The sequence below is a fragment of the Pedobacter psychrodurus genome (assembly GCF_032678585.1).
Lineage (GTDB): Bacteria > Bacteroidota > Bacteroidia > Sphingobacteriales > Sphingobacteriaceae > Pedobacter > Pedobacter psychrodurus_A.
In genome coordinates this window covers 19274-40895 of the sequence record NZ_JAVTSN010000025.1, presented here as the reverse complement: position 1 = coordinate 40895, position 21622 = coordinate 19274, and the positions used below count along the sequence as shown (strand labels likewise).

Here is a 21622-nt window from a genome sequence, read left to right as displayed (position 1 = left end):
ATTTCCAAAGAAATGAAAAAGCATTATCACTATCTTGTTTTTCTCAATGTGATCAACATATCGTTGTTGAAGAAATCATAGTCACCATCTACAAGTTTGAAATCAAAATTGTACTTGCCATCGCGGGGAATGGTTATCTTTTTATTCTCGATTTCAAATTGTTTTAGGGTATAATGTTTTGTACTATCACCTGCCGAGCTGCTTTCTGTATAAGATTCGGTAGTTTTTTCGGCATTAATGATATGATTACCGTCTGTTACTTTCAAACTATCGAAAATAATGCGTTCACCATTACTTTCGATATTATACTTTACTTTGAAAGGCGCATCATCCTTATCGCTTCTTTCGGAAATTTTAGACCATATAGTGATTACATCACCCTTTTTTAAATCAATGGCATCTGCTGCGCCAATTTCGCCGGCCGATAAGGGTACTTCTGCAACTTTTTCTCCTATCGGATTACAGGATGCCATACCCAAAATAACCAAAGCGGCCAGTAAATTATTTTTAAACATGTGTTTAGTTTTAAGGCGTTATTAATTCAATTTGGTATCAAGCGTATAATTTTTGCTAAAATAACTGAACATCTTAACAAATATATCAGTATCAGCCTCCGGTATTTCATCTGCGGTTTGAATAAAAAAACTGATGTTCTTATACTCCATAGGGCAAATAACTGTTATATCACTTTTGTGAAGTTCGCCACTGAATTTTTTTGATGAAAAATTGATCAGATAACAACCTTCCTGCTCCCTTACACTGTAGTCATTTCCACTGTTGATGTCGTAAATTTCCCGGCCAAAATCGTAATCTTTTAACTGGCTGAGCTGATTGGTTTTCACCGCATCAATAAATTTATAAAAGGCCAGTTCTTTTGGCTTGGTAGCGCGATAAAGTGACACAAATTTATAGTTGCCAGGAGTTTTGGGCGAAACTTTTTCATCATTCGCTAAAAATATTTTTAATTCTTTCTCCAGCTTTTTAAACATGCCCTTTGCTATTTCAATTTCTATTACCGGGCTATTTTTCACATAGTCATCCCAGGATGTAAACTTTGTATTTATATAATTATGGTTTGTTAAATTTTTGGCCTGTTTAAGCAGATGCAAAAAGAGATCGACTTTTTGTTGCTTAGGATATTTTTTACTCCAGCTCATCTCTGCCTTATAAAAAATATAGGCTTTGTTCGCCTCGTCATAATCAAAGTGAATAGTAAAAAAACTATCACCCTGCTCAAAAACGATGCTGTTTTCGTCTTCCAGATAAACAAAATCCATCCTTTCAAAATTCTCTTTTATATCCTTGATGGTTAACCTTTTTGGGTCATTTTCTTTAAAAATCAGGATGTATTCGTCATACAATTCGTCGTGATGGGTAAAAGTATTGTATAACGCCACGGATAAATAGGCCTCGGGTAATTTCGTCAGATCAATTGAGCCAACTTTGCCTATCTTGGTATCTTCCTGGGGTTCAATTTTAGCAAAATCGACCGTAGCAGACTCCGGTATAGTTAAATTATAGCGCTTATCTATCGTAACTGTTTTTAACGGCAACTTTAAAGCCATAATTTCCTGCATCTTTGATGTAGAAACCTCCTCTTTGTCGTCGCTGCCGGCAACTTCTTCTTTATCAACCTTAACTATCCGTTTACAGCTCAGCACAAATAGGCATACTAATGCCAAATAAAATATATTAAGCTTTTTAAAAGTAAACAAGGTGTTTTTTAAATTGAGATTGTTAATTATGTTCATAAAATTTTATTATCTGGATCAAATATATCATTTAACTGATTAAACATGCTTATATCAAAAAGATTAACTAATCTATTCGTTCAGAAAGTAAACAGCAAAAGCTTAATGATCGCTTTTTTCTTCTTCTATTTCTGACTTTATGATGCCACTCACTTCTGTTTTGGCATCTTCGAGCAGAAATACACCCGCGCCTCTTTCTCTTGAATAAGGCGTTTTTATTTCTCCAATTTTGGTAATCTTGCCAAAATACGGCTGCTCCCGCTTACGTTGCGGATCTTCATCGTTCCATCCGGTTATCATAATTAAATCTTTGATCGGTTTATCCATTTTAAACCAATATAGATAATCAGCATTATAGGATACTGCACTTATATTTTTATAGTTCGAATAATAATTGATCGCACCAGCCTGTCCGTAATTATCGGCACGCACCAGCAGGGTTGATTTATCTTTAACCTTTTCGTAGGCAACATCAACAATTTTTGCCAATTCTTTCCAGCCTTGCATATCGGCATAATCCTGTGGCAATGCATGGTTTTGGCCATCTTCCCAGCGCAATGCACCTCCACGCTCGAACCTTTTATGGTGGGCAACGATTTCTTTAGGGCTATAAACCGGCATCAAAAGTGGCAACAGATAAATAAAGGAACCTATGTTAAATGCAAAAAGCAATCCGGTTATTATATATTTCGTTGCTAAAACCCGACTTAAATAAACAGCTCCAAAAACGAGCAATACAGGATATAAACCTAAAGCATAATAGTCTTTTGCTTTAAAATAACTAAATACAATAAGGGTAATGGTGTAGGTCAGGATAATCCAATTGTATTTCCGGAAATCTTTATAAAAAATCAAACTTCCAATCCCAGCAAAAAGGATAAAAATCGAACTGATAAAAAAGAGGAATTGACCAATAAAAAAATCAATCCGGTTGACATGAACCAATTGTGTGGCCTGCAAAATTTTCATGTGGTTGAGTACCGGAAAGTGATTATTAATCTGCCAGATGATATTGGGTGAAATGATTAAAAGTGCGAGTAAAATGGCCAGGTAGAGATGTTTATCGGCAAATATTTTTCGCTTTGATGTGATGAGTATGGCTGGTAATAAACCAATAATCAGAAAAAGGATGTTGTATTTGTTTAAAAAACCTAAGGCAACAAAAATGGAAAAGTAGTACAGATATTTAGCCTCATTTTTATCGAAATATTTTATCAGGTAATAAAATATGGCGGTCCAGGCCAAAACATCAAAAGAGTTAGGCTGGTAAAGCGTATTTAACCGCAACAGAGAAGAACACAGACAAGCAACGGCAACCAAACATTTGGCCAATAAATTGCCCTTTAAAAAATCGACAATTTTCCAGCAGTATAATATGGTAATGGCTCCCATTAATGCGGGAACCAGCTTTACCATAAAAACACCACTACCGAAGGCTTTAATCAACCAGGAAAACAGCGAAGTTAAAGGTGGCACAGAGGTAAAACCTGCCGCCAAATGGTTGGCCTGATCTAAATGGAGGAATTCATCACGGTGCAGTTCGTAAACTGAATTAACCAATACAAAAGATAAAACTAATTTTAAGATCAGAAAAAACACCAGACAACTATATTCCGTTAAACGGTTCGGATTTTTATCGTTCATATCACCTTTGAGTTCAATTTTTCGAAATAGATTGATTATGATTTTTGACAGCTAGTTGCTCAATTAGTTACGCCCTGCAGTTTAAATTTCAACTATTCTTTATTTTTGGTATCTATCATAATCGTAACAGGACCATCATTCAATAGGGATATTTTCATATCTGCACCAAAAATTCCGGTTTTAACTTGTTTACCCAATAAACCTGATAGCTTTTCGATCATCTTTTCATACAGCGGAATGGCCACTTCCGGTCTGGCTGCCCTGGTAAATCCTGGTCGGTTTCCCTTTTTTGTAGAAGCGAATAAGGTAAACTGACTGATCAGGAGGATATCGCCATCAACATCTGCAAGTGCCTTATTCATCATTCCATTTTCGTCGCCAAAAACACGCATGCCGATAATTTTTTGCGCCAACCATTCTAAATCTTCTACAGTATCGGCATCTTCAATCCCCAATAACACCAAAAATCCTGTTTCAATAACACCTGTTATCTGGTCATCAACTGTGCAACTTGCCTGTGTAACTCTTTGTAAAACTGCCCGCATTTTATACTACTTTTGCTTCAATAAAATTGATATGCGCAAGATAAGTATTTTAGTGATTTCTGTATTTCTCTTCTTTGGATGTAAGCAAAAATCAATTGTGCACCCTACTTTTTATTATTGGAAAACAGATTACCAGAACAAAAAAGCAGAAACCACCTATCTCGATCAGTTTAAATCAAAATCTTTGTATGTACGGATTATGGATGTAGATTTTAATCCCGATCTGCAATTACCAGTCCCGATTTCGCCCATTAAATTTTCAGATCCCATTCCCAAAACGGTCGATATTATACCTGTTGTATTTATTGTGAACAACGTTTTTAATCAGATTGACACGATACAAACAAAAGTGATGGCCGATCGGATTGTCAAATTTGTAGATGCAAAGGTTAAACAGGCCGGAAAGCAAAACTATCACGAGCTTCAGATTGACTGCGACTGGACCAAAGGCACAAGAAACAGATATTTCAAATTTTTAGAGCAATTGAGTGCCAACCCACTTTTAAAGGGTAAAAGCATTTCGGTAACCCTTCGCCTGCATCAGGTTAAAAACCTGGTATCGAGCGGGGTCCCTCCGGTAGAAAAGGCGATTTTGATGTGTTACAACATGGGCAATCTACGTAAATACGGCGAACAAAATTCCATATTGGATCAGCGTGAAATGGATCTTTACCTCAAAGATTTTCTCGAACACTACCCCTTGTCGCTTGATGTGGCCCTACCTATTTTTGAATGGGCGGTGGTTTTCAGGAATGAGCAGTATGCCGGCATTTCCAAACGGATCGGTCAAATGCAAATTGCGGATAAAAAACTTTTTAAACAAAGGGGGAATTCTATCCTGTATGATCTCCTGACCGATTATCCCACAGCGGGATTGAAACGCGGAGATGTAATCAGATGGGAACAAATTTCTCCTGAAGATTTACTTGCTACCTCTAAATTTTTATCCCGATATTTAAGCCCCAGAGACCGGAACCTCGTTTTTTACCATTTAGACACCTACCTATTAAAACATTTTACCAATGAACATCTTCAAAAAATTATCGCTAATTTTTAGTGTATTCCTCATTACTTTTTTCGGCGAAATCGCTGTAAACCTGGCCTGTGGCGGGGAAATAGATCCCTATGATTATTACATTTCTTATTTCCACAACAATATTGAGGGTGATGAATATTCGCCATTTGCCTATAATCAGATGGTTTATCTGAACAGTGAAACCGACATAGAAAGTGAGCCAGATATCAATAGCAGGGAGTGGGCAAAATACCTCAATGTGAAAAAAGAAGATGTGCTAAAAGTAATGTATAAAACCGACAGCGCTACCGATGTAAAATTGGTCAGCTTCAACGGCAATATTTCGCAGTTACCCGATAGTTTACAACAGAACAGTTTTATCCAAACACTAAGCAAACGTAAAGAATCATTAAGGTATTATCAATTTGCGAAAAGTTGCGAACCCCTGGCGAACGTCGAATTCAGCCTCTGGGATGCCAAACCACGCGATACTGCAGCAATGGCGCTCAAAGCTAAAGAAGGCTTAAAATTAACAGAAACTGAAAAAGACGATTTTCTTAAATTGCGTTATGCTTATCAGGCGGAGCGGATGTTCCATTTTGCAGGTGACCATGCCGAAAGCAAATCAACTTACGAGAAATACATTAAAACCAGCAAAGTAAACAGTGCTGCCAAGGGCTGGGCATTGGCACTGTACGCGGGCTCTACCCGCAGGTTGGGAAATCCTGAAGAATCGGCCTTTTTGTTTTCGAAGGTTTTTGCAAGCAACCCTGAGCGCAGAGTGCAAGCCTATAAAAACTATTATTACACCAGTTCGCCAGTTAACGGGGCATTAAAATATGCCAAAAGTAATAACGAAAAAGCCAACATCTGGGCTATAAACGGGTTTGGTGATGCCGATTCGGGTTTAGAAAGTCTGAACAAAGTTTATCAATACGAACCAAAAAGCCAATTGAACGGCACATTACTGGTGCGCGAGGTAAATAAATTAGAACAGGATCTTATCGAAGCGAACGACATTGCCAAAATTGGTTACAATTATTACTTTTCGGATAACGAAAAACCTAAATATAAAGACAGCTTAAAAACGGTTAACTTAAAACGTCTCAATGAAATCAGAAATTTTGCGGTAAAACTGGCCACCGAAAAGAAATATCCACAGCCTGAACTGGGTACTTTAACGGCAGCTTATTTATCGTGGATGGAGAATAAAGATTTTCTGGCATCGAATTACCTGGCGATCTTAAAACCCGATAAATTACCTGAAAGGTTACGCGATCAATACCGCATTACCGATTTATTGATCAAAGCCAAAAACATTAAAAAGGGCAATGCTTTTAATGAGAACGATTTGTTACCGACTTTAAAATGGCTGGATGAAAAACGTTTTGCAGAAAACAGCAGCCAACCGAAAGGACAATACGATTATGATACCGATCGTGCTGGTAAACGCTTCAGCAGAACCACCAGAAACTTTTACCAACAGATATTGGCCCCAGCCTATTTAAACATGGGCGATACCGCTAAAGCCGCACTCGCGATGGTGAAAGGCGATATGGAATATAAAACTTTAAAAGAAAATTCGCTTTTTCAGAATATGAGTTACCAGAGTATAAATTTCTGGCAGAAAAACTTAAGTCCGAAGAGTATGCAAGGTTTGGCCGTTTATAAAACCAAATCTACCGGCAATGATGTTACCGCATTATTGGCAACGGCATTAAACCAACTCAAAAACGACGATTTTTATGAATTGTATGGCACTACCTATTTACGTACACATCAGTATGATAAAGCTGTTCAGATGTTTGCAAAAGTTTCGCCAGCCTACAAATATTTCAGCCCTGAGAACTGGTATGGTGATGAAGCCACCTCAAAATTGTATGCCAATCCTTTTATCGAAACGATAAATGATTATCCTAAAAAATATGTTACAGCTAAAGCTTCCATTAGCAAAAAGGCCTTTGCTACAGAAATGCTGCGTTTGCAAAAATTAACAGTTAGCGACAAAAAAAATGCGGCGCTTTACTATTATAAAATGGCCAATGCGGTTTATCAAACCGGTTATTTTGGCAACAGTTGGTTCCTGATCAGTTATGATTGGTCATCATACGACAATAGTAATCCGGCAAAATATGTGTACGATGGCGATTATAAAAAAGCCCAAACGGCAAAAGCCTGGTATTTAAAAGCGAGGGCTTTAAGTACAAATGCCGATTTTAAGGCAAAATGTACCTTTATGCTGGCTAAATGTTTGCAAAAACAGATCATCATGAATGCAAACCCGCTATCATTTTATTATTATGATAAAAAGGATGTGAAGTGGAGAAACTTTATTAAGGCAAATTATAATAATCCTTATCTCAAAGAATTAAGATTTAGCTATGGCAAAACACCTTTTTATGCTGTTGCAGCGGGTGAATGCAGTTATTTGGGAGATTTCATCAGACCGAAAACGCAATAGACCGCCCTTCGACTACGCTCAGGATGACACCAAAAAAAAGCCTTTGAATACACTTCAAAGGCTTTTCTTTTATCTTAACTTGTCTGGCAATTTTCCCTAAACCCTAAACCCTAAACCCTAAACCCTAAACCCTAAACTAAGGCTACCACCTAATCAACGCACTGGCCCAGGTAAAACCCGATCCGAATGCGGCAAGGCAAACCAGATCGCCATCTTTAATTTTTCCTGCTTCCCAGGCTTCGCACAAAGCAATTGGAACAGACGCAGCTGTAGTATTACCGTATTTTTGAATGTTATTAAAAACCTGATCATCCCTTAAGCCTAACAACTGTTGCACGTATTGACTGATCCGTAAATTTGCCTGATGTGGCACCAGCATATCAATATCTTTTTCGGTTAAATTATTAGCAGCCAAAGCTTCTTTAATTACTTCCGGAAATTTAACCACAGCTTTTTTGAAAACCGATGGTCCATCCATATAAGGCAGGGCCGCCCCACTTTCCAAAATCTCCTGCGTCATAAATAATCCGCCTAACTCCTGCTCTGGATAAGCTGGTTTATCTTTTAACCATTTATTGGCATGAGAACCCGGATAATACATGGCCAGAATTTCGGCATCAGCCCCATCGCTATGTAAATGCGTACTCAAAATTCCTTTTCCGGGCGCATCTGTTGGCTGTAGCACTACAGCACCAGCTCCATCACCAAAAATCACCGAAACATTACGGCTACGGGTTTCAAAATCCATCGCAAAGGAATGTTTCTCGCTTCCTACCACCAAAACATTCTTATACATACCGGTTTTTACAAACTGATCGGCCACAGAAAGGGCATATACAAAACCAGAACATTGGTTACGGATATCTAAGGCACCAATTTCACCCATGCCCATTTCGCGTTGCAACAGTACACCGCAACCCGGAAAATAATAATCGGGGCTCAGGGTAGCAAATACGATAAAATCGACATCCTTAACCGTAATTCCTGCTCTTTCGATCGCAATTTTAGCTGCCTCAATCCCCATCGTGGTGGTTGTTTCTTCATTGCGATCTGCAAAACGGCGCTCTTTAATACCGGTTCGCTCCTGGATCCACGCATCGTTGGTATCCATAAAACGGCTTAAATCATCGTTGGTATATATATTTTTCGGAACGTAATAACCTATTCCTGCAATTTTAGACTGGTGCATGCTCGTATTTATATTATCTGGTTAGCAAATGTATTAAAAGAGATGGAAGAATATATATAATGTACGATGTAAGATGTCGAATGGACTTCACCAACCATTAGCACTAATCCATTGAAGATGGTGCATAATAACATAGCAGATAATATTTAGGTGTAAGTCACACCATCATCCATTTTACATATTACATCTTCCATAAAAATAGTTATTTTTGCACCATGTCTACAGAAACCAAAGAAGAGACCTTTACGCTCGAAGAAATTTTAACTTCCTTAAAAACCGTACATCGCCTTATTTTGTGGAATGATGATATCAATACTTTTGATCATGTGATTTACTGCATGATGAAGTATCTGGATTATAACGAATCGCAGGCCGAAAAAATTGCATGGAAAGTACATAATGATGGAAAATGCCCGGTTTTAGAGGGGTCCTTTACCGAAATGGAAGTGTACCGTAAAATTTTACAGCAAGAAGGATTAACCGTTTCTGTTGATTAAACTTACGAGTCGAGATTATTTTCCTCATGAATCGTCATGCTGAACTTGGTTCAGCATCTTTCCAGCAAAACAGACCCTGACCTGTAGCGAAGCGAAAAGCTACGAAGTAAAATAAATCCAATAGCTATCGGATCAGGGTAATGATTATCGGAAATACTCAGAAAGAGATTATCCTTCCAGCCCTTTCAAAAGCTCATTTAATCCAGCCTGAGTAGTTTGCGTTTTATCTTTAGCATACCAGCCATGAAGTTTTTCTGCCAGAACTGGCATTTCAGTACTCTCTTTTCGCCATTCTTTTAATAGTTCCTGCAAAATTTGTGGTCGTGGGCCCCAGGTGCCTAAAACCTGGTCTGCCGATTCATTTAACACAATTAAAACCGGAATAGCTCTTCCACCGTTGGTTAAGTGCGCATCAATTAACGGAAGATTTTTATCGCGTAAAACAAATTTCAAATCTATTTTACCCAATGATGCAGCTGCAATTTTATTAAATATTGGAATAATCTGTGCAGCATCACCACACCAGCCTTCAGTAATGACTAAAAATTTATAATTTTCTTTAAGATGATCAATGGTTGAAGTCAACTCATCATTTAAGCTAATTGTCTTATCCACGCGACTCATCCTTTGCACATTCATCTTTGTGTAGTGCAAATCGTAACTTACATCACCAGTTGCCTTTCCCTCTAAAAGAAGTTGATCAACCAATGCGCGATAGGTTTGATAATCCATTCCTTGTTCGCTGAAAATTTCGCTGTAATTAACCATGATGTTTAAAATTATGGTGCAAAGGAAAGGAGAAATAAGCTGAAAATGATCATCGCTTTGCAAGAATACGCGAGCGGATGATGACACAGATTTTGAGGTTACAGTGATGTTTTCTAAGAACCGTCATGCTGAATTTATTTCAGCATCTTTCTTACTCAACAGAAGATTCATCCATCATGTCCGACTGTAAAACTTTCTAAATTTTACGCTCATGTAACTCTTAAGAAATTAATATTTGGAAATGATCTTTTGCCAAATAGCGCAAATGGAACCCCTATCTATTGATTACAAATTTTGCGCTTCAAAAAAGATCCTGAAATAAATTCAGGATGACGACCGAATCTTAAGCTTCCATTAACTTACTCACATGTTGCGTTAAAGCCACAAAATCAGCCACAGTTAACTGCTCGGCACGTTTCTCGAAATAAATATGATCATCCATTTTATCTTTTGGCATCACTGCCGAAACCGCATTACGCAAAGTTTTTCTCCGCTGATTGAAACCAGCCTTTACCACACGCCAGAATAATTTTTCATCGCAGTCTAAAGTCTCCACTTCATTTCTGGTTAAACGGATTACTGCCGAATGAACCTTTGGTGGTGGATTAAATGTTCCTGGTTTAACGGTAAACAGGTATTCAATTTTATAATAAGCCTGAAGAAATACACTTAAAATACCATATTCTTTACTTCCGGCAGGTGAAGCACATCGTTGGGCAACCTCTTTCTGAAACATGCCAACCATTTCTACAACTTTATTTCGATTATCTAAAATCTTAAATAAAATCTGAGAAGAGATATTGTATGGAAAATTACCAATAATGGCAAACTGATCAGGGAAAATGGCATCAAAATCAAGTTTCAAAAAATCACCGTTAATCAGGCGCTCGCCCAATTGAGGATATTTTTCATTTAAAAAATGGAAAGATTCAGTATCGATATCAATCAGATAAGTTTCTAAATCTTTACGCTGCAGCAAAAAATCAGAAAGGATTCCCATCCCCGGTCCTACTTCTAAAACCTGACTGTATTTGTCGGTACTCACCAAAGCCTCAACAATACGGTTGGCTATGCCTTTATCGGTTAAAAAATGTTGACCTAAATGTTTTTTCGCTTTTACTAAACTCATACCCCAAACCCCTAAAGGGGCTTTTAAAAATTAAAATTGTTAGCAAAGATAGGCTTATTATTTCTTTGCAAATCACTTCGTTCGCTTTGCGGTTTCATTTTTTTTAAAGGGTTTAAACGAAAATCAGTAATTTGCGCTAAAATTTTCCAGTAATTATGAGCGATAAACTTAAAATTGGCATCAGTATAGGCGACGTAAACGGCATAGGTTTAGAGGTAATCATTAAAACATTATCCAATCCTGCTATTTTAAATTATTGCACGCCGGTTGTTTATGGCCATACCAAGGTATCCTCTTTTCATAGAAAAGCAAACAACCTGGGCGATTTTAGTTTTAACGTGGTCAATCATGCCAATCAAGCGCAGCCAAAAAAGGCAAACATGATCAATTGCTGGGAAGAAGATGTAAAAATCGAACTTGGGCAGGTTACTGCAACAGGCGGAAAATATGCACTTTTATCATTGGAGCGTGCAACTGCCGATCTGGTAAATGGTGATATTGATGCTTTAGTTACCGCTCCAATTAACAAACACAACATTCAATCAGAAATCTTTGCTTTTCCTGGCCATACCGAATACCTGCAGGAAAAAAGTGGCAGTAAAGATGTACTGATGTTCCTCATCAGTGAAAATTTAAGAGTTGGTGTCGTTACCGGACATATCCCTGTAAAAGATGTTCCAGCCTCCATTACAAAAGATAAAATCATCAGTAAATTAAGGCTGATCAATGAAAGCCTGAAAAAAGATTTCTGGATCGAAAAACCAAAAATTGCTGTGCTGGGTTTAAATCCACACGCCAGCGATAATGGCTTATTGGGTACTGAAGAAGCTGAAATTATTACACCAGCCATTCAGGAAGCTTATGATAAAGGTATTGTTTGTTTTGGGCCATACCCTGCCGATGGTTTTTTCGGCAATGGCAGCTATAAACAGTTTGATGCAGTTTTGGCCATGTACCACGATCAGGGTTTAATTCCTTTTAAAACTTTGGCTTTCCACAATGGTGTAAACTATACAGCAGGTTTAAACTTCGTACGTACCTCTCCCGATCATGGAACAGGTTATGATATTGCAGGTAAAGATTTAGCCGATTCTACTTCATTTACCGAAGCTTTATTTTCGGCCATCCACATTGTTAAAAACCGCAGGGAGCAGGAAGAAATGCTTGCGAACCAATTACGTTCGGGAGGTAAGGTTGTGGAGACGCAATTTGACATTAAAGATGATGCTTCTTAAGGTAGAAGGTTGAGGGTAGAAAGGTGGAAGGTACAAAGAGCAGAAAGACCAAAGCGGAAAGACTAAAGCAGGAATAAGAAAGGTTATGTACCTCTGACTTTCGGACATCCAACCGTTGACTTTCTAAAAACTAACGTGTACTAAGGTAACTAAGGTGGTTAACCTTTTTTTTGTAAAGCAAGGCTTTGTTTTTCATCGGCTGCGAAAGTCCTGCTATGCGTTTCAATCTTTTCTGCGATGGCGTGCGGAGCTTGTCGAGATATTGCAACAAAAAAGTATTTCCACTACTATCAGGTTTATTTTAGGTAAAATTGTGCATCAAATTCAAAATGAGCGGCACTAAAAAACCCAATTACATCCTTCCTATTATCGTTATCGCACAATTCCTATGCACCTCTTTATGGTTTGCCGGGAATGCAGTACTGCCCGATATCGTTAAAAACTTCCCTACCGAAACCAATCTCCTGGCCAACCTCATCAGCATGGTGCAGTTCGGCTTTATTAGCGGAACATTGGTATTCGCCTTTTTTGCCATTTCGGATATTTTTTCACCCTCAAAAGTGTTCTTTATCTGTGGAATTGCGGCAGCGTTGTTTAATCTGGGCGTATGCCTCGAATTACCCGATGTTCGTCTATTATTGCTGTTCCGCTTTTTAACAGGTTTTATGCTGGCCGGCATTTATCCCGTTGGAATGAAGATCGCATCAGATTACTTTAAGGATGGGTTGGGAAAATCATTAGGCTTTTTAGTTGGGGCTTTGGTGTTCGGCACCGCATTCCCGCATTTATTAAAAACATTTACAGCAAGTTTCCCCTGGCAATATGTAATTTTTGCTACATCGGCTTTATCACTAACAGGTGCAATTGCGATTTTATTGCTTGTACCTAACGGACCATTTAGAACCGTTGGCCAAAAATTCGACTTCCGGTCCTGCCTTAGTGGTTTTAAAAACCCTGGTTTCAGATCGGCCGCCTTTGGTTATTTCGGGCACATGTGGGAACTGTATACCTTTTGGGCTTTTCTGCCTGGTATGTTGCTACTTTATAATAGCAAACATCCTGGTCAAACTTTAAATATCCCATTGCTTTCTTTTTTGGTTATTGCTTCAGGGGGATTATCCTGCATGATAGGCGGTGTATTATCACAAAAGTTTGGCGCAAAACGGATTGCCACTCTTACATTGGCCATTTCGGGGCTATGCTGCCTGCTCTCTCCTGTTTTCTTGTTTAGTGGTTCGGTTTATCCTTTTCTTATCTTTTTATTTTGCTGGGGTTTAGCAGGCACGGCCGATTCGCCATTGTTTTCTTCCTTGATTGCCAAACATGCACCCGAAAGCCTGCGTGGAACTTCGTTAACACTGGTAAATTGTATCGGCTTTGCCATTACGATTATTAGCATTCAGGTGATTAATCTTTTGGCTAAAGAGATAAATTCCCATTATATTTATATGCTACTGGCCATTGGCCCTATTTTGGGAATCTGGGCATTGCTTAAAAAAGCCTAATTACCATATAAAATGAAGAAATTTCAATTGATAATTGCCTTATTAGGCCTAATAAATATACAGGCATTTGCTTGTACATGCTATGAAATAACAACAAAGGAGGCTATTAACGGTGCGCAGATTGTAATGAAGGGTAAAGTTATTTCAAAAATTTTAACACATAACCTTTCTGATATAAGCACAATAAAAACCAGCGATACCACAAACATTCATTATGTAATGGCTCGCAGGGTTTTAATGGCAGTGGTAAAAATCAAAGTAAACATGCTTTACAAAGGAAAAATTTCATCCGATACTATAACAGTGATCACACCGAAAATGAGCGCCAGTTGTGGCTTTAACTTTCAAATCGGCGACGAATATATTGTATATGCAACCAACCACGACACCACATTTATGTCAAGCAAATTTGAAAGAAAATCAAAAGACATCAATACCTATTGGACGGATCAATGTAGCAGAACCATGCTGTCTAACCAATCAGAAGATGATCAGATAAAAAAGACATTAAAAGAACAAAAATCAAAATGAATTCACAATCCCCAATCATAAAACCAGCGGAATTAACCTGGCTAAACCAGGACGAAGAAATCGTAATTATCGATGCCAGTGCCGGATCAAAGGCCCGGTACGATGAGCAACATTTAGCAGGGGCAATTTTTGCGGATGTAAATAACGATTTGGCCAATATCGAAGATTTTGCTGTAGGTGGTCGTCATCCATTGCCCACTTTTGAGCAGTTTTCTACCGTTTTACAAAAATTGGGGATCACCAAGCACAGTCATGTAATTGTTTACGATGACAAAAATGGTGGCAACGCAGCTGCAAGGCTCTGGTGGATGCTAAAAGCCATTGGCCACGAAAAGATACAGGTGATTGATGGTGGCTTTCAGGCGGCTGTTAAAGCAGGTTTCCCAACTACCGATAAAGTGGAGATTCCCAAATCTGTTGAAAATTATGAAATCAGCTCATGGAACTTACCACTTTCGGATATTAACGAAGTAGAAAAAGTGGCCAAAACCGACAATTACATTGTAATTGATGTACGTGATGCCAACCGTTTCGCAGGTTTAACTGAGCCCATTGATTTGATTGCCGGGCATATCCCTGGTGCTGCCAATATTCCATACACCGAAAATTTAGATGTCACAGGCGCTTTCCTTGCCCCCGACATCCTGAAAGAAAAATATTCGGAAGCCTTCGCCCACGTTAGACCTGAAAATGTAATTGTGCACTGTGGCTCGGGCATTACGGCCTGCCATACACTCCTGGCAATGGATTATGCAGGTTTACCTATCCCTAAACTCTATGTAGGCTCATGGAGCGAATGGAGCAGAAATAATAAAGAAATGGTGTTGGCTGAATAGACCTGTTCATACCTTATAGGTTTGAGAAACCTATAAGGTCTAAAAATCAAGAGTTAACATCAACAATTTTTAAAAAAACATTTTTAATCTAATTTTTTTATCCCTACATTTGCAGGCTAAAATTTTACAGTACTTTGAACCCACTAAAACAATTTTCATTACCGTTTACCGGATTAAAATTGGGAACTCATCAGTTTGATTATGAGCTTGATGACGCCTTTTTTAATGCATTTGAGTATTCGTTAATTAAAAGTGGGAATTTAAAAGTAGACCTGGAACTTGAGAAACAAGAGACCATGTTGCTTCTAAAATTCAAAATTATTGGTACCGTAAATTTAGATTGCGATAAATGTTTATCTGAGTTTTCGTTACCGGTAAATCTTTACGAACGTCAGATCGTGAAGTTTGCAGAGGCCGAAATGGAAAGTGATGATGAAGAAATTATTTCGCTTAGCCGTAAAGATACCGAGATTGATATATCGGGCCCTTTATACGAAATGATTAACGTAGCGGTACCTTATATCAAAAACTGCGAACAGGCAGGTAAAGATTGTGATCAGGAGATGATTGATCGCTTAAATCAGTTATCTATCCAAAAGCAGGCTGAAGAAAATGAACAAACAAGCGACCCACGTTGGGAAGCCCTTAATAAGTTAAAAAAATAATTAGATTATACAGCAATGGCACATCCAAAACGGAAGATCTCGAAACAGAGAAAAAATAAAAGAAGAACGCACTATAAAGCTGTTACTCCTTCTTTAGCAACATGCTCGGCAACAGGTGCTATCCACGTACCTCACCGTGCTTACAACGTTGATGGTAACTTATACTACAACGGTAAACTGGTTATCGAAAATACTCAGATAGGGTAATTTTCTTAAAAAATTGTTTGTGTTTTCAGCGGCTTTAGTCATACCTTAGTCAACTGAAAAATTCAGGATTACACCTGACTTAACACAAACAGATTTTTTCTATGAAAATAGGCCTCGACATAATGGGCGGAGACTATGCTCCCAAAGCAATTGTTTTGGGAGCAATAGCTGCTCATCAATCGCTTAACGCCGGAGAGCATTTAGTTCTTATTGGCGATACCGAACAGATTAAACCGGTTCTTGCAGAAGAAGGTTTTAATCCAGATCATTTTGAATACGTTCATACTGATGAAGTAATTGGTATGGGCGAACATCCCACCAAAGCAATCGTTCAGAAACCAAATTCGAGCATAGCAGTTGGTTTCAACCTTTTAAAAGAAGGCAAACTCGACTCTTTTGCAAGTGCCGGTAATTCTGGAGCCATGTTGGTTGGCGCAGTTTTTAGCGTTAAAACCATTCCGGGCATTATCCGCCCTTGTTTATGTACAATTCTTCCAAAAATTAAAGGTGGTACTGGCTTACTGTTAGATGTAGGTGCAAATGCCGACTGTAAACCGGATATTTTATTACAATTTGGCGTTTTAGGCAGTTTATATGCAGAAAATCTTTTGCAGATAGAAAACCCTAAGGTAGCTTTGATGAATATTGGTGAAGAAGATGAGAAAGGAAATATGCTCAGCATGGCTACTTTCCCATTGATGAAAGACACCAACCTCTTCAACTTTGTTGGCAATGTTGAAGGAAGAGATTTGTTTAATGACAAGGCCGACGTAATTGTTTGCGATGGATTTACCGGGAATGTGATGCTTAAACTGGCAGAATCATTTTACGTGCTTACCATCAAAAAAGGGCTAAAAGATGAATTCTTTGATCGTTTTAATTATGAACAATATGGTGGAAGCCCAGTTTTAGGTGTTAACGCTCCCGTTGTTATTGGACATGGGATTTCTAGTCCGCTGGCTGTTAAAAATATGGTTCTCCAATCAAGAGAAATGATTACTACTGGTTTGGTAGAAAAAATTAGAATTGCATTTAAATAATTTATTAAAATTCTTAAAATGAGTAAAATTCACGCTGCTATTACAGCAGTAAATGGTTACGTTCCCGACTATGTGCTTACAAACGCAGAGTTAGAAACCATGGTTGATACTTCGGATGAATGGATTACCAGCAGAACGGGAATTAAAGAACGTAGAATTTTAAAGGGAGAAGGTTTAGGTACATCCGATCTGGCTGTTCATGCCGTAAACGGTTTACTTAAAAAGAGAGGAATTGATGCAAAAGAAATTGAACTGATTATCTTTTGCACCACTACTCCAGATTTTACTTTCCCTGCAACTGCAAACGTTTTAGCGGATAAAATTGGCGCTACAAATGCATGGGGTTACGATTTACAGGCAGCATGCTCTGGCTTTATTTTCGGACTTGCAACAGGTGCATCATTTATTGAATCGGGAAGGCATAAAAAGGTTTTAGTAGTTGGTGGCGATAAAATGTCGTCCATCATTAATTACGAAGACCGTACAACCTGTATCATTTTTGGTGATGGTTGTGGCTGTGCTTTATTAGAACCGAACGAAGAAGGTTTCGGCATACAAGATTCGATTTTAAGAACAGATGGTTCCGGAAGAAATTTCTTAGGCATGAAAGCTGGTGGATCGGTTCTGCCGGCAACCCACGAAACCATTGATGCAAGATTACATTATGCGCATCAGGAAGGCCCTACAGTATTTAAATTCGCGGTAACCAATATGGCCGATGTTGCTGCAGAGATCATGGAACGCAACAGTTTAACCGCTGATGATGTGGCATGGTTGGTGCCTCATCAAGCCAACAAACGTATTATCGATGCCACTGCAAACCGCATGGGCGTTACTACAGATAAGGTAATGATCAATATCGAGCGTTACGGAAATACAACCAACGGAACTATTCCTTTATGTTTATGGGAGTGGGAAAGCAGATTAAAAAAAGGCGATAACATCGTTTTAGCTGCATTTGGTGGTGGTTTTACCTGGGGTTCGATTTACCTTAAATGGGCTTACGATACCAATTAGTCCGAAGTCCTATACTTCGCAGATAAAAAATTAAAACAAAAAAAGTATAACTTAGTTAATTCAATAAACACTATTTTTTACATAACTAGCCTAAAAAATGGATATCAAACAAATACAGGAACTGATTAAATTTGTTTCTCGTTCTGGAGTAAATGAAGTTGCTATTGAGCAAGAAAACTTCAAAATCACGATCAAAACAAACCAAGCACCAACAGTTGTGCATGCTACCGTACCACAAGCTCCGCTTGTACAGGCTGCTGCCCCTGTTGCCACAGCTCCTACTGCTCCAATTGCAGCAACACCTGCTGTACCAGCTGCAGAAGACACTTCAAAATACATTACCGTTAAATCGCCAATGATCGGTACTTTCTACCGTTCAGCAAGCCCAGACAAACCTATGTTTGTTAATGTTGGTGATGAAATTAGCACAGGTAAAGTGGTTTGTATTATTGAGGCAATGAAACTTTTCAACGAGATTGAAAGTGAAGTTTCGGGCCGTATCGTTAAAATCCTGGTTGATAATGCATCACCGGTAGAATACGATCAACCGTTATTTTTAGTAGAACCTATTTAGTAAACTACGCAACATTTACTACTCGGTTCTGTGTCATCACGAACCGAAAACAGTAAATTATTATCTTCAGTATTGTATTTTAACAAACTGAATAAAAATATAAATGGTTCGTGGCGACACGAACCATGGCATTTAATTTAAAATTTGAATATATCGGCTTGTCATTCGCAGATCATCTGTGTAGTCACATCATCCGTGTAATCATCAATTAAAAAATTATGTTTAAAAAAATACTAATTGCCAACAGGGGGGAAATCGCTTTGCGTATTATCCGTACCTGTAAGGAAATGGGCATCAAAACGGTTGCTGTTTATTCTACCGCAGATCGCGAGAGTTTACACGTACGTTTTGCTGATGAGGCTGTTTGTATTGGCCCCCCACCTAGTAAAGATTCTTATTTAAATATCCCAAATATTATCTCGGCTGCAGAATTGACTAATGCCGATGCCATACACCCAGGTTATGGTTTCTTATCAGAAAATGCTAAGTTTTCTAACATCTGCCGCGAGTACAACATCAAATTTATTGGTGCTACCCCAGAGCAGATTAATGGCATGGGCGATAAAGCTTCTGCAAAAGAGACCATGAAAATTGCAGGTGTACCAACCATCCCAGGATCTGAAGGTTTGCTTACCAGCGTTAAAGAAGGTATTGGAATCGCTAACGAAATGGGTTACCCTGTTATCCTAAAAGCAACTGCCGGTGGTGGTGGCCGTGGTATGCGTGTGGTTTGGAAAGATGAAGATTTCGAAAATGCATGGGACAGTGCCCGTCAGGAGTCTGGCGCAGCATTTGGTAACGATGGTTTATATTTAGAAAAATACATTGAAGATCCACGCCACATTGAAATCCAGATTATCGGAGATCAGTTTGGTAAAGCCTGCCACTTATCAGAACGCGATTGTTCTATTCAACGCCGTCACCAGAAATTGGTTGAGGAATCTCCTTCTCCATTTATGACTGATGAGCTTCGTGTAAGAATGGGTGAAGCAGCAATTAAAGGTGCGACAGCTGTAAACTACGAAGGTGCTGGTACAATCGAATTTTTGGTTGATAAACACCGAAATTTCTATTTTATGGAAATGAATACCCGTATCCAGGTAGAGCATCCGGTTACGGAGGAGGTAATTAACTTCGATTTAATTAAAGAACAGATTAAAGTTGCTGCCGGAATTCCGATTTCGGGCAAAAACTACTTCCCTAATATGCATGCGATCGAGTGTCGTATCAATGCAGAAGATCCGGCAAACAATTTCCGTCCTTCACCAGGAAGAATCACCAATTTCCATTCTCCGGGTGGCCATGGTGTCCGTGTGGATACACACGTTTATGCAGGATATTCTATTCCTTCTAACTATGATTCAATGATTGCTAAACTGATCTGTGTGGCACAAACGCGCGAAGAAGCAATATGCACCATGGAGCGCGCGCTAGGCGAATTTGTAATTGAAGGCGTGAAAACAACCATACCTTTCCATCTGCAATTGATGAAAGATCCGAACTTTAGGGCAGGGAATTTCACTACAAAATTTATGGAAACGTTTGAATTTTCAGAATAATATAAACTATTTCTATATTTAACACGTAAATACCATTCTATTCAAATAGAATGGTATTTTTGTTTTCAACATGAGCGACACTAAAGAAAAAACATCACTGACAAAAGCAATCGGGAAAAAAGGTACAACACTAGAGGCAGAAATGTCTTTTTTCGACCATCTCGATGTTCTTCGTAAACATTTAATCAGAGCCGTAATTGCCGTTGCCGTATTTACGGGTATCGCTTTTTACTTCAATGAAGAGATCCTGGATAAAGTAATCTTCGGACCGAAAAAGCCAGATTTCTGGACCTATCGCATGATGTGTAAACTGGTTGAGCATTTCCCATCCCTGGGTAAAGATATGTGCATCACCAAAATTAATGGTGAAATTATCAATACCGAAATGGCCGGGCAGTTTAACCTGCAATTAAATGTTTGTGTGATGTGCGGCATCGTGGTTGGTTTTCCTTATTTGTTGTGGGAAATCTGGCGTTTTATTAAACCTGCATTACATGAGGCGGAACGCAAATCGGCAAGCGGTTTTGTATTTTTCGCATCGATACTTTTTATTATCGGTATCTTTTTTGGATACTTTGTGGTATGCCCTTTATCGGTTAACTTTTTAACAGGTTATACCGTAAGTGCGGAAATCAAAAATACTTTTACTGTTGATTCGTACTTATCATCTGTTGCCACTTTAACTTTGGGCACCGGAATTATCTTTGAGCTTCCTGTTATTATTTTCATCCTTTCAAAATTAGGATTAATGACACCGAAACTGATGAGATCGAGCAGAAGATATGCAGCTGTAATTATCCTGATTATTGCCGCTATTGTTACGCCAACACCAGATATCATGACGATGTTAATTGTGGCTACACCTTTATTCTTGCTTTACGAACTAAGTATTTTTGTTTCAGCTTACATCGAGAAAAAGAAGAAAAAAGCAGAGGCCGCTTTCTATGCTAACTAACAAAAACATTACGAACAGATTTCATAATTCTCTATAAATTTGACAATGTCTGATACAAAGATCAAAATTGCTATTGGAGCAGATCACGCCGGTTTTGAATATAAAGAAATATTAAAAGATTTTTTACAGGATTACGAGGTAAAAGATTTTGGCACCTATTCTGAAAGTTCTGTAGATTATCCGGATTTTGCTCATCCTGTTGCTGCTGCCGTAGAAAGTGGAGAATTCATCTACGGAATTTTACTTTGCGGATCGGCAAATGGAGTGGCCATAACTGCCAACAAACATCAGCACATCAGGGCTGGTTTATGTTGGGAAAATGAAGTGGCATCATTAGTCCGCAAACACAATAACGCTAACGTTTTGTGTATACCAGCAAGATTTGTTTCAGAAGAACTGGCAAAAGAAATTACCACAACTTTTTTAACAACTGAATTTGAGGGCGGTCGCCACCAGAACAGGGTTGAAAAAATTTCGTGTTAACAAGAAACTCAACTAA

At 38.5% G+C, this 21622-nt stretch carries 22 protein-coding genes; 15 read left to right on the top strand and 7 right to left on the bottom strand.

Features of this window, described 5'->3' with window-relative positions:
- Positions 1-29 precede the first annotated feature (29 nt).
- The 4 genes from R2S57_RS16890 to dtd all read right to left on the bottom strand — a co-directional run bounded on the left by R2S57_RS16890 (position 30) and on the right by dtd (position 3940).
- On the bottom strand, positions 30-515 hold the full coding sequence (locus R2S57_RS16890; RefSeq protein WP_316846123.1) for a hypothetical protein: 486 nt from the start codon (positions 513-515) through the stop codon (positions 30-32).
- A gap of 21 nt (positions 516-536) precedes the next feature.
- On the bottom strand, positions 537-1751 hold the full coding sequence (locus R2S57_RS16885) for a hypothetical protein (RefSeq protein ID WP_316846122.1): 1215 nt from the start codon (positions 1749-1751) through the stop codon (positions 537-539).
- Between the two features lie 102 nt (positions 1752-1853).
- Positions 1854-3395, bottom strand: coding sequence for a glycosyltransferase family 39 protein (locus tag R2S57_RS16880; protein WP_316846121.1), 1542 nt, complete (start codon positions 3393-3395; stop codon positions 1854-1856).
- A 92-nt stretch (positions 3396-3487) separates the two neighbouring features.
- Complete coding sequence (gene dtd / locus R2S57_RS16875; RefSeq protein WP_316846120.1) at positions 3488-3940, bottom strand: D-aminoacyl-tRNA deacylase; 453 nt, start codon at positions 3938-3940, stop codon at positions 3488-3490.
- 31 nt (positions 3941-3971) lie between these two features.
- Here dtd and R2S57_RS16870 point away from each other — a divergent pair, with 31 nt between their 5' ends.
- Together R2S57_RS16870 and R2S57_RS16865 are read left to right on the top strand one after the other, a co-directional pair.
- Positions 3972-4997, top strand: coding sequence for a hypothetical protein (locus R2S57_RS16870; RefSeq protein WP_316846119.1), 1026 nt, complete (start codon positions 3972-3974; stop codon positions 4995-4997).
- Positions 4963-7416 carry a hypothetical protein gene (locus R2S57_RS16865; protein WP_316846118.1) on the top strand — a complete coding sequence of 818 codons (2454 nt, stop codon included), beginning with the start codon at positions 4963-4965 and terminating at the stop codon, positions 7414-7416. The genes R2S57_RS16870 and R2S57_RS16865 overlap by 35 nt, the downstream gene beginning before the upstream one ends.
- A gap of 142 nt (positions 7417-7558) precedes the next feature.
- Here the strand turns inward: R2S57_RS16865 and R2S57_RS16860 are convergent, their stop codons facing one another.
- Positions 7559-8605 (bottom strand): beta-ketoacyl-ACP synthase III, encoded by a 1047-nt coding sequence (locus R2S57_RS16860; RefSeq protein WP_316846117.1) that lies wholly within the window; start codon positions 8603-8605, stop codon positions 7559-7561.
- 215 nt (positions 8606-8820) lie between these two features.
- Here R2S57_RS16860 and R2S57_RS16855 point away from each other — a divergent pair, with 215 nt between their 5' ends.
- Positions 8821-9102 (top strand): ATP-dependent Clp protease adaptor ClpS, encoded by a 282-nt coding sequence (locus tag R2S57_RS16855; RefSeq protein ID WP_029274160.1) that lies wholly within the window; start codon positions 8821-8823, stop codon positions 9100-9102.
- Positions 9103-9270: 168 nt separating this feature from the next.
- On the opposite strand, the gene R2S57_RS16850 is transcribed toward R2S57_RS16855, so the two are convergent.
- The gene (locus R2S57_RS16850; protein WP_316846116.1) at positions 9271-9870 is read right to left on the bottom strand and encodes a thioredoxin family protein; all 600 of its coding nucleotides are present in this window, start codon (positions 9868-9870) and stop codon (positions 9271-9273) included.
- 343 nt (positions 9871-10213) lie between these two features.
- The gene (rsmA, locus tag R2S57_RS16845) at positions 10214-10999 is read right to left on the bottom strand and encodes a 16S rRNA (adenine(1518)-N(6)/adenine(1519)-N(6))-dimethyltransferase RsmA (RefSeq protein WP_316846115.1); all 786 of its coding nucleotides are present in this window, start codon (positions 10997-10999) and stop codon (positions 10214-10216) included.
- A gap of 155 nt (positions 11000-11154) precedes the next feature.
- On the opposite strand from rsmA, the gene pdxA reads away from it, so the two are divergent.
- The 12 genes from pdxA to rpiB all read left to right on the top strand — a co-directional run bounded on the left by pdxA (position 11155) and on the right by rpiB (position 21606).
- The gene (gene pdxA, locus R2S57_RS16840) at positions 11155-12234 is read left to right on the top strand and encodes a 4-hydroxythreonine-4-phosphate dehydrogenase PdxA (protein ID WP_316846114.1); all 1080 of its coding nucleotides are present in this window, start codon (positions 11155-11157) and stop codon (positions 12232-12234) included.
- A gap of 329 nt (positions 12235-12563) precedes the next feature.
- A complete protein-coding gene (locus R2S57_RS16835; protein ID WP_316846113.1) occupies positions 12564-13739 on the top strand; it encodes an MFS transporter in 1176 nt (391 codons plus the stop codon).
- Positions 13740-13751: 12 nt separating this feature from the next.
- On the top strand, positions 13752-14270 hold the full coding sequence (locus R2S57_RS16830) for a hypothetical protein (RefSeq protein ID WP_316846112.1): 519 nt from the start codon (positions 13752-13754) through the stop codon (positions 14268-14270).
- A complete protein-coding gene (locus tag R2S57_RS16825; RefSeq protein WP_316846111.1) occupies positions 14267-15106 on the top strand; it encodes a sulfurtransferase in 840 nt (279 codons plus the stop codon). The genes R2S57_RS16830 and R2S57_RS16825 overlap by 4 nt, the downstream gene beginning before the upstream one ends.
- A gap of 134 nt (positions 15107-15240) precedes the next feature.
- The gene (locus R2S57_RS16820; RefSeq protein ID WP_316846110.1) at positions 15241-15771 is read left to right on the top strand and encodes a DUF177 domain-containing protein; all 531 of its coding nucleotides are present in this window, start codon (positions 15241-15243) and stop codon (positions 15769-15771) included.
- 15 nt (positions 15772-15786) lie between these two features.
- Complete coding sequence (rpmF, locus tag R2S57_RS16815) at positions 15787-15978, top strand: 50S ribosomal protein L32 (protein ID WP_025143959.1); 192 nt, start codon at positions 15787-15789, stop codon at positions 15976-15978.
- 101 nt (positions 15979-16079) lie between these two features.
- Positions 16080-17018 carry a phosphate acyltransferase PlsX gene (gene plsX, locus R2S57_RS16810; protein ID WP_316846109.1) on the top strand — a complete coding sequence of 313 codons (939 nt, stop codon included), beginning with the start codon at positions 16080-16082 and terminating at the stop codon, positions 17016-17018.
- An 18-nt stretch (positions 17019-17036) separates the two neighbouring features.
- Entirely contained in the window at positions 17037-18035 is a 999-nt protein-coding gene (locus tag R2S57_RS16805) for a beta-ketoacyl-ACP synthase III (RefSeq protein ID WP_316846108.1), read from the top strand.
- Positions 18036-18132: 97 nt separating this feature from the next.
- The gene (accB, locus tag R2S57_RS16800; protein WP_316846107.1) at positions 18133-18609 is read left to right on the top strand and encodes an acetyl-CoA carboxylase biotin carboxyl carrier protein; all 477 of its coding nucleotides are present in this window, start codon (positions 18133-18135) and stop codon (positions 18607-18609) included.
- A gap of 218 nt (positions 18610-18827) precedes the next feature.
- A complete protein-coding gene (gene accC / locus R2S57_RS16795) occupies positions 18828-20168 on the top strand; it encodes an acetyl-CoA carboxylase biotin carboxylase subunit (RefSeq protein ID WP_316846106.1) in 1341 nt (446 codons plus the stop codon).
- A gap of 70 nt (positions 20169-20238) precedes the next feature.
- Positions 20239-21123, top strand: a complete 885-nt coding sequence (gene tatC, locus R2S57_RS16790) for a twin-arginine translocase subunit TatC (protein ID WP_316846105.1) — start codon at positions 20239-20241, stop codon at positions 21121-21123.
- A gap of 45 nt (positions 21124-21168) precedes the next feature.
- On the top strand, positions 21169-21606 hold the full coding sequence (rpiB, locus tag R2S57_RS16785) for a ribose 5-phosphate isomerase B (protein WP_316846104.1): 438 nt from the start codon (positions 21169-21171) through the stop codon (positions 21604-21606).
- Positions 21607-21622: the final 16 nt, after the last annotated feature.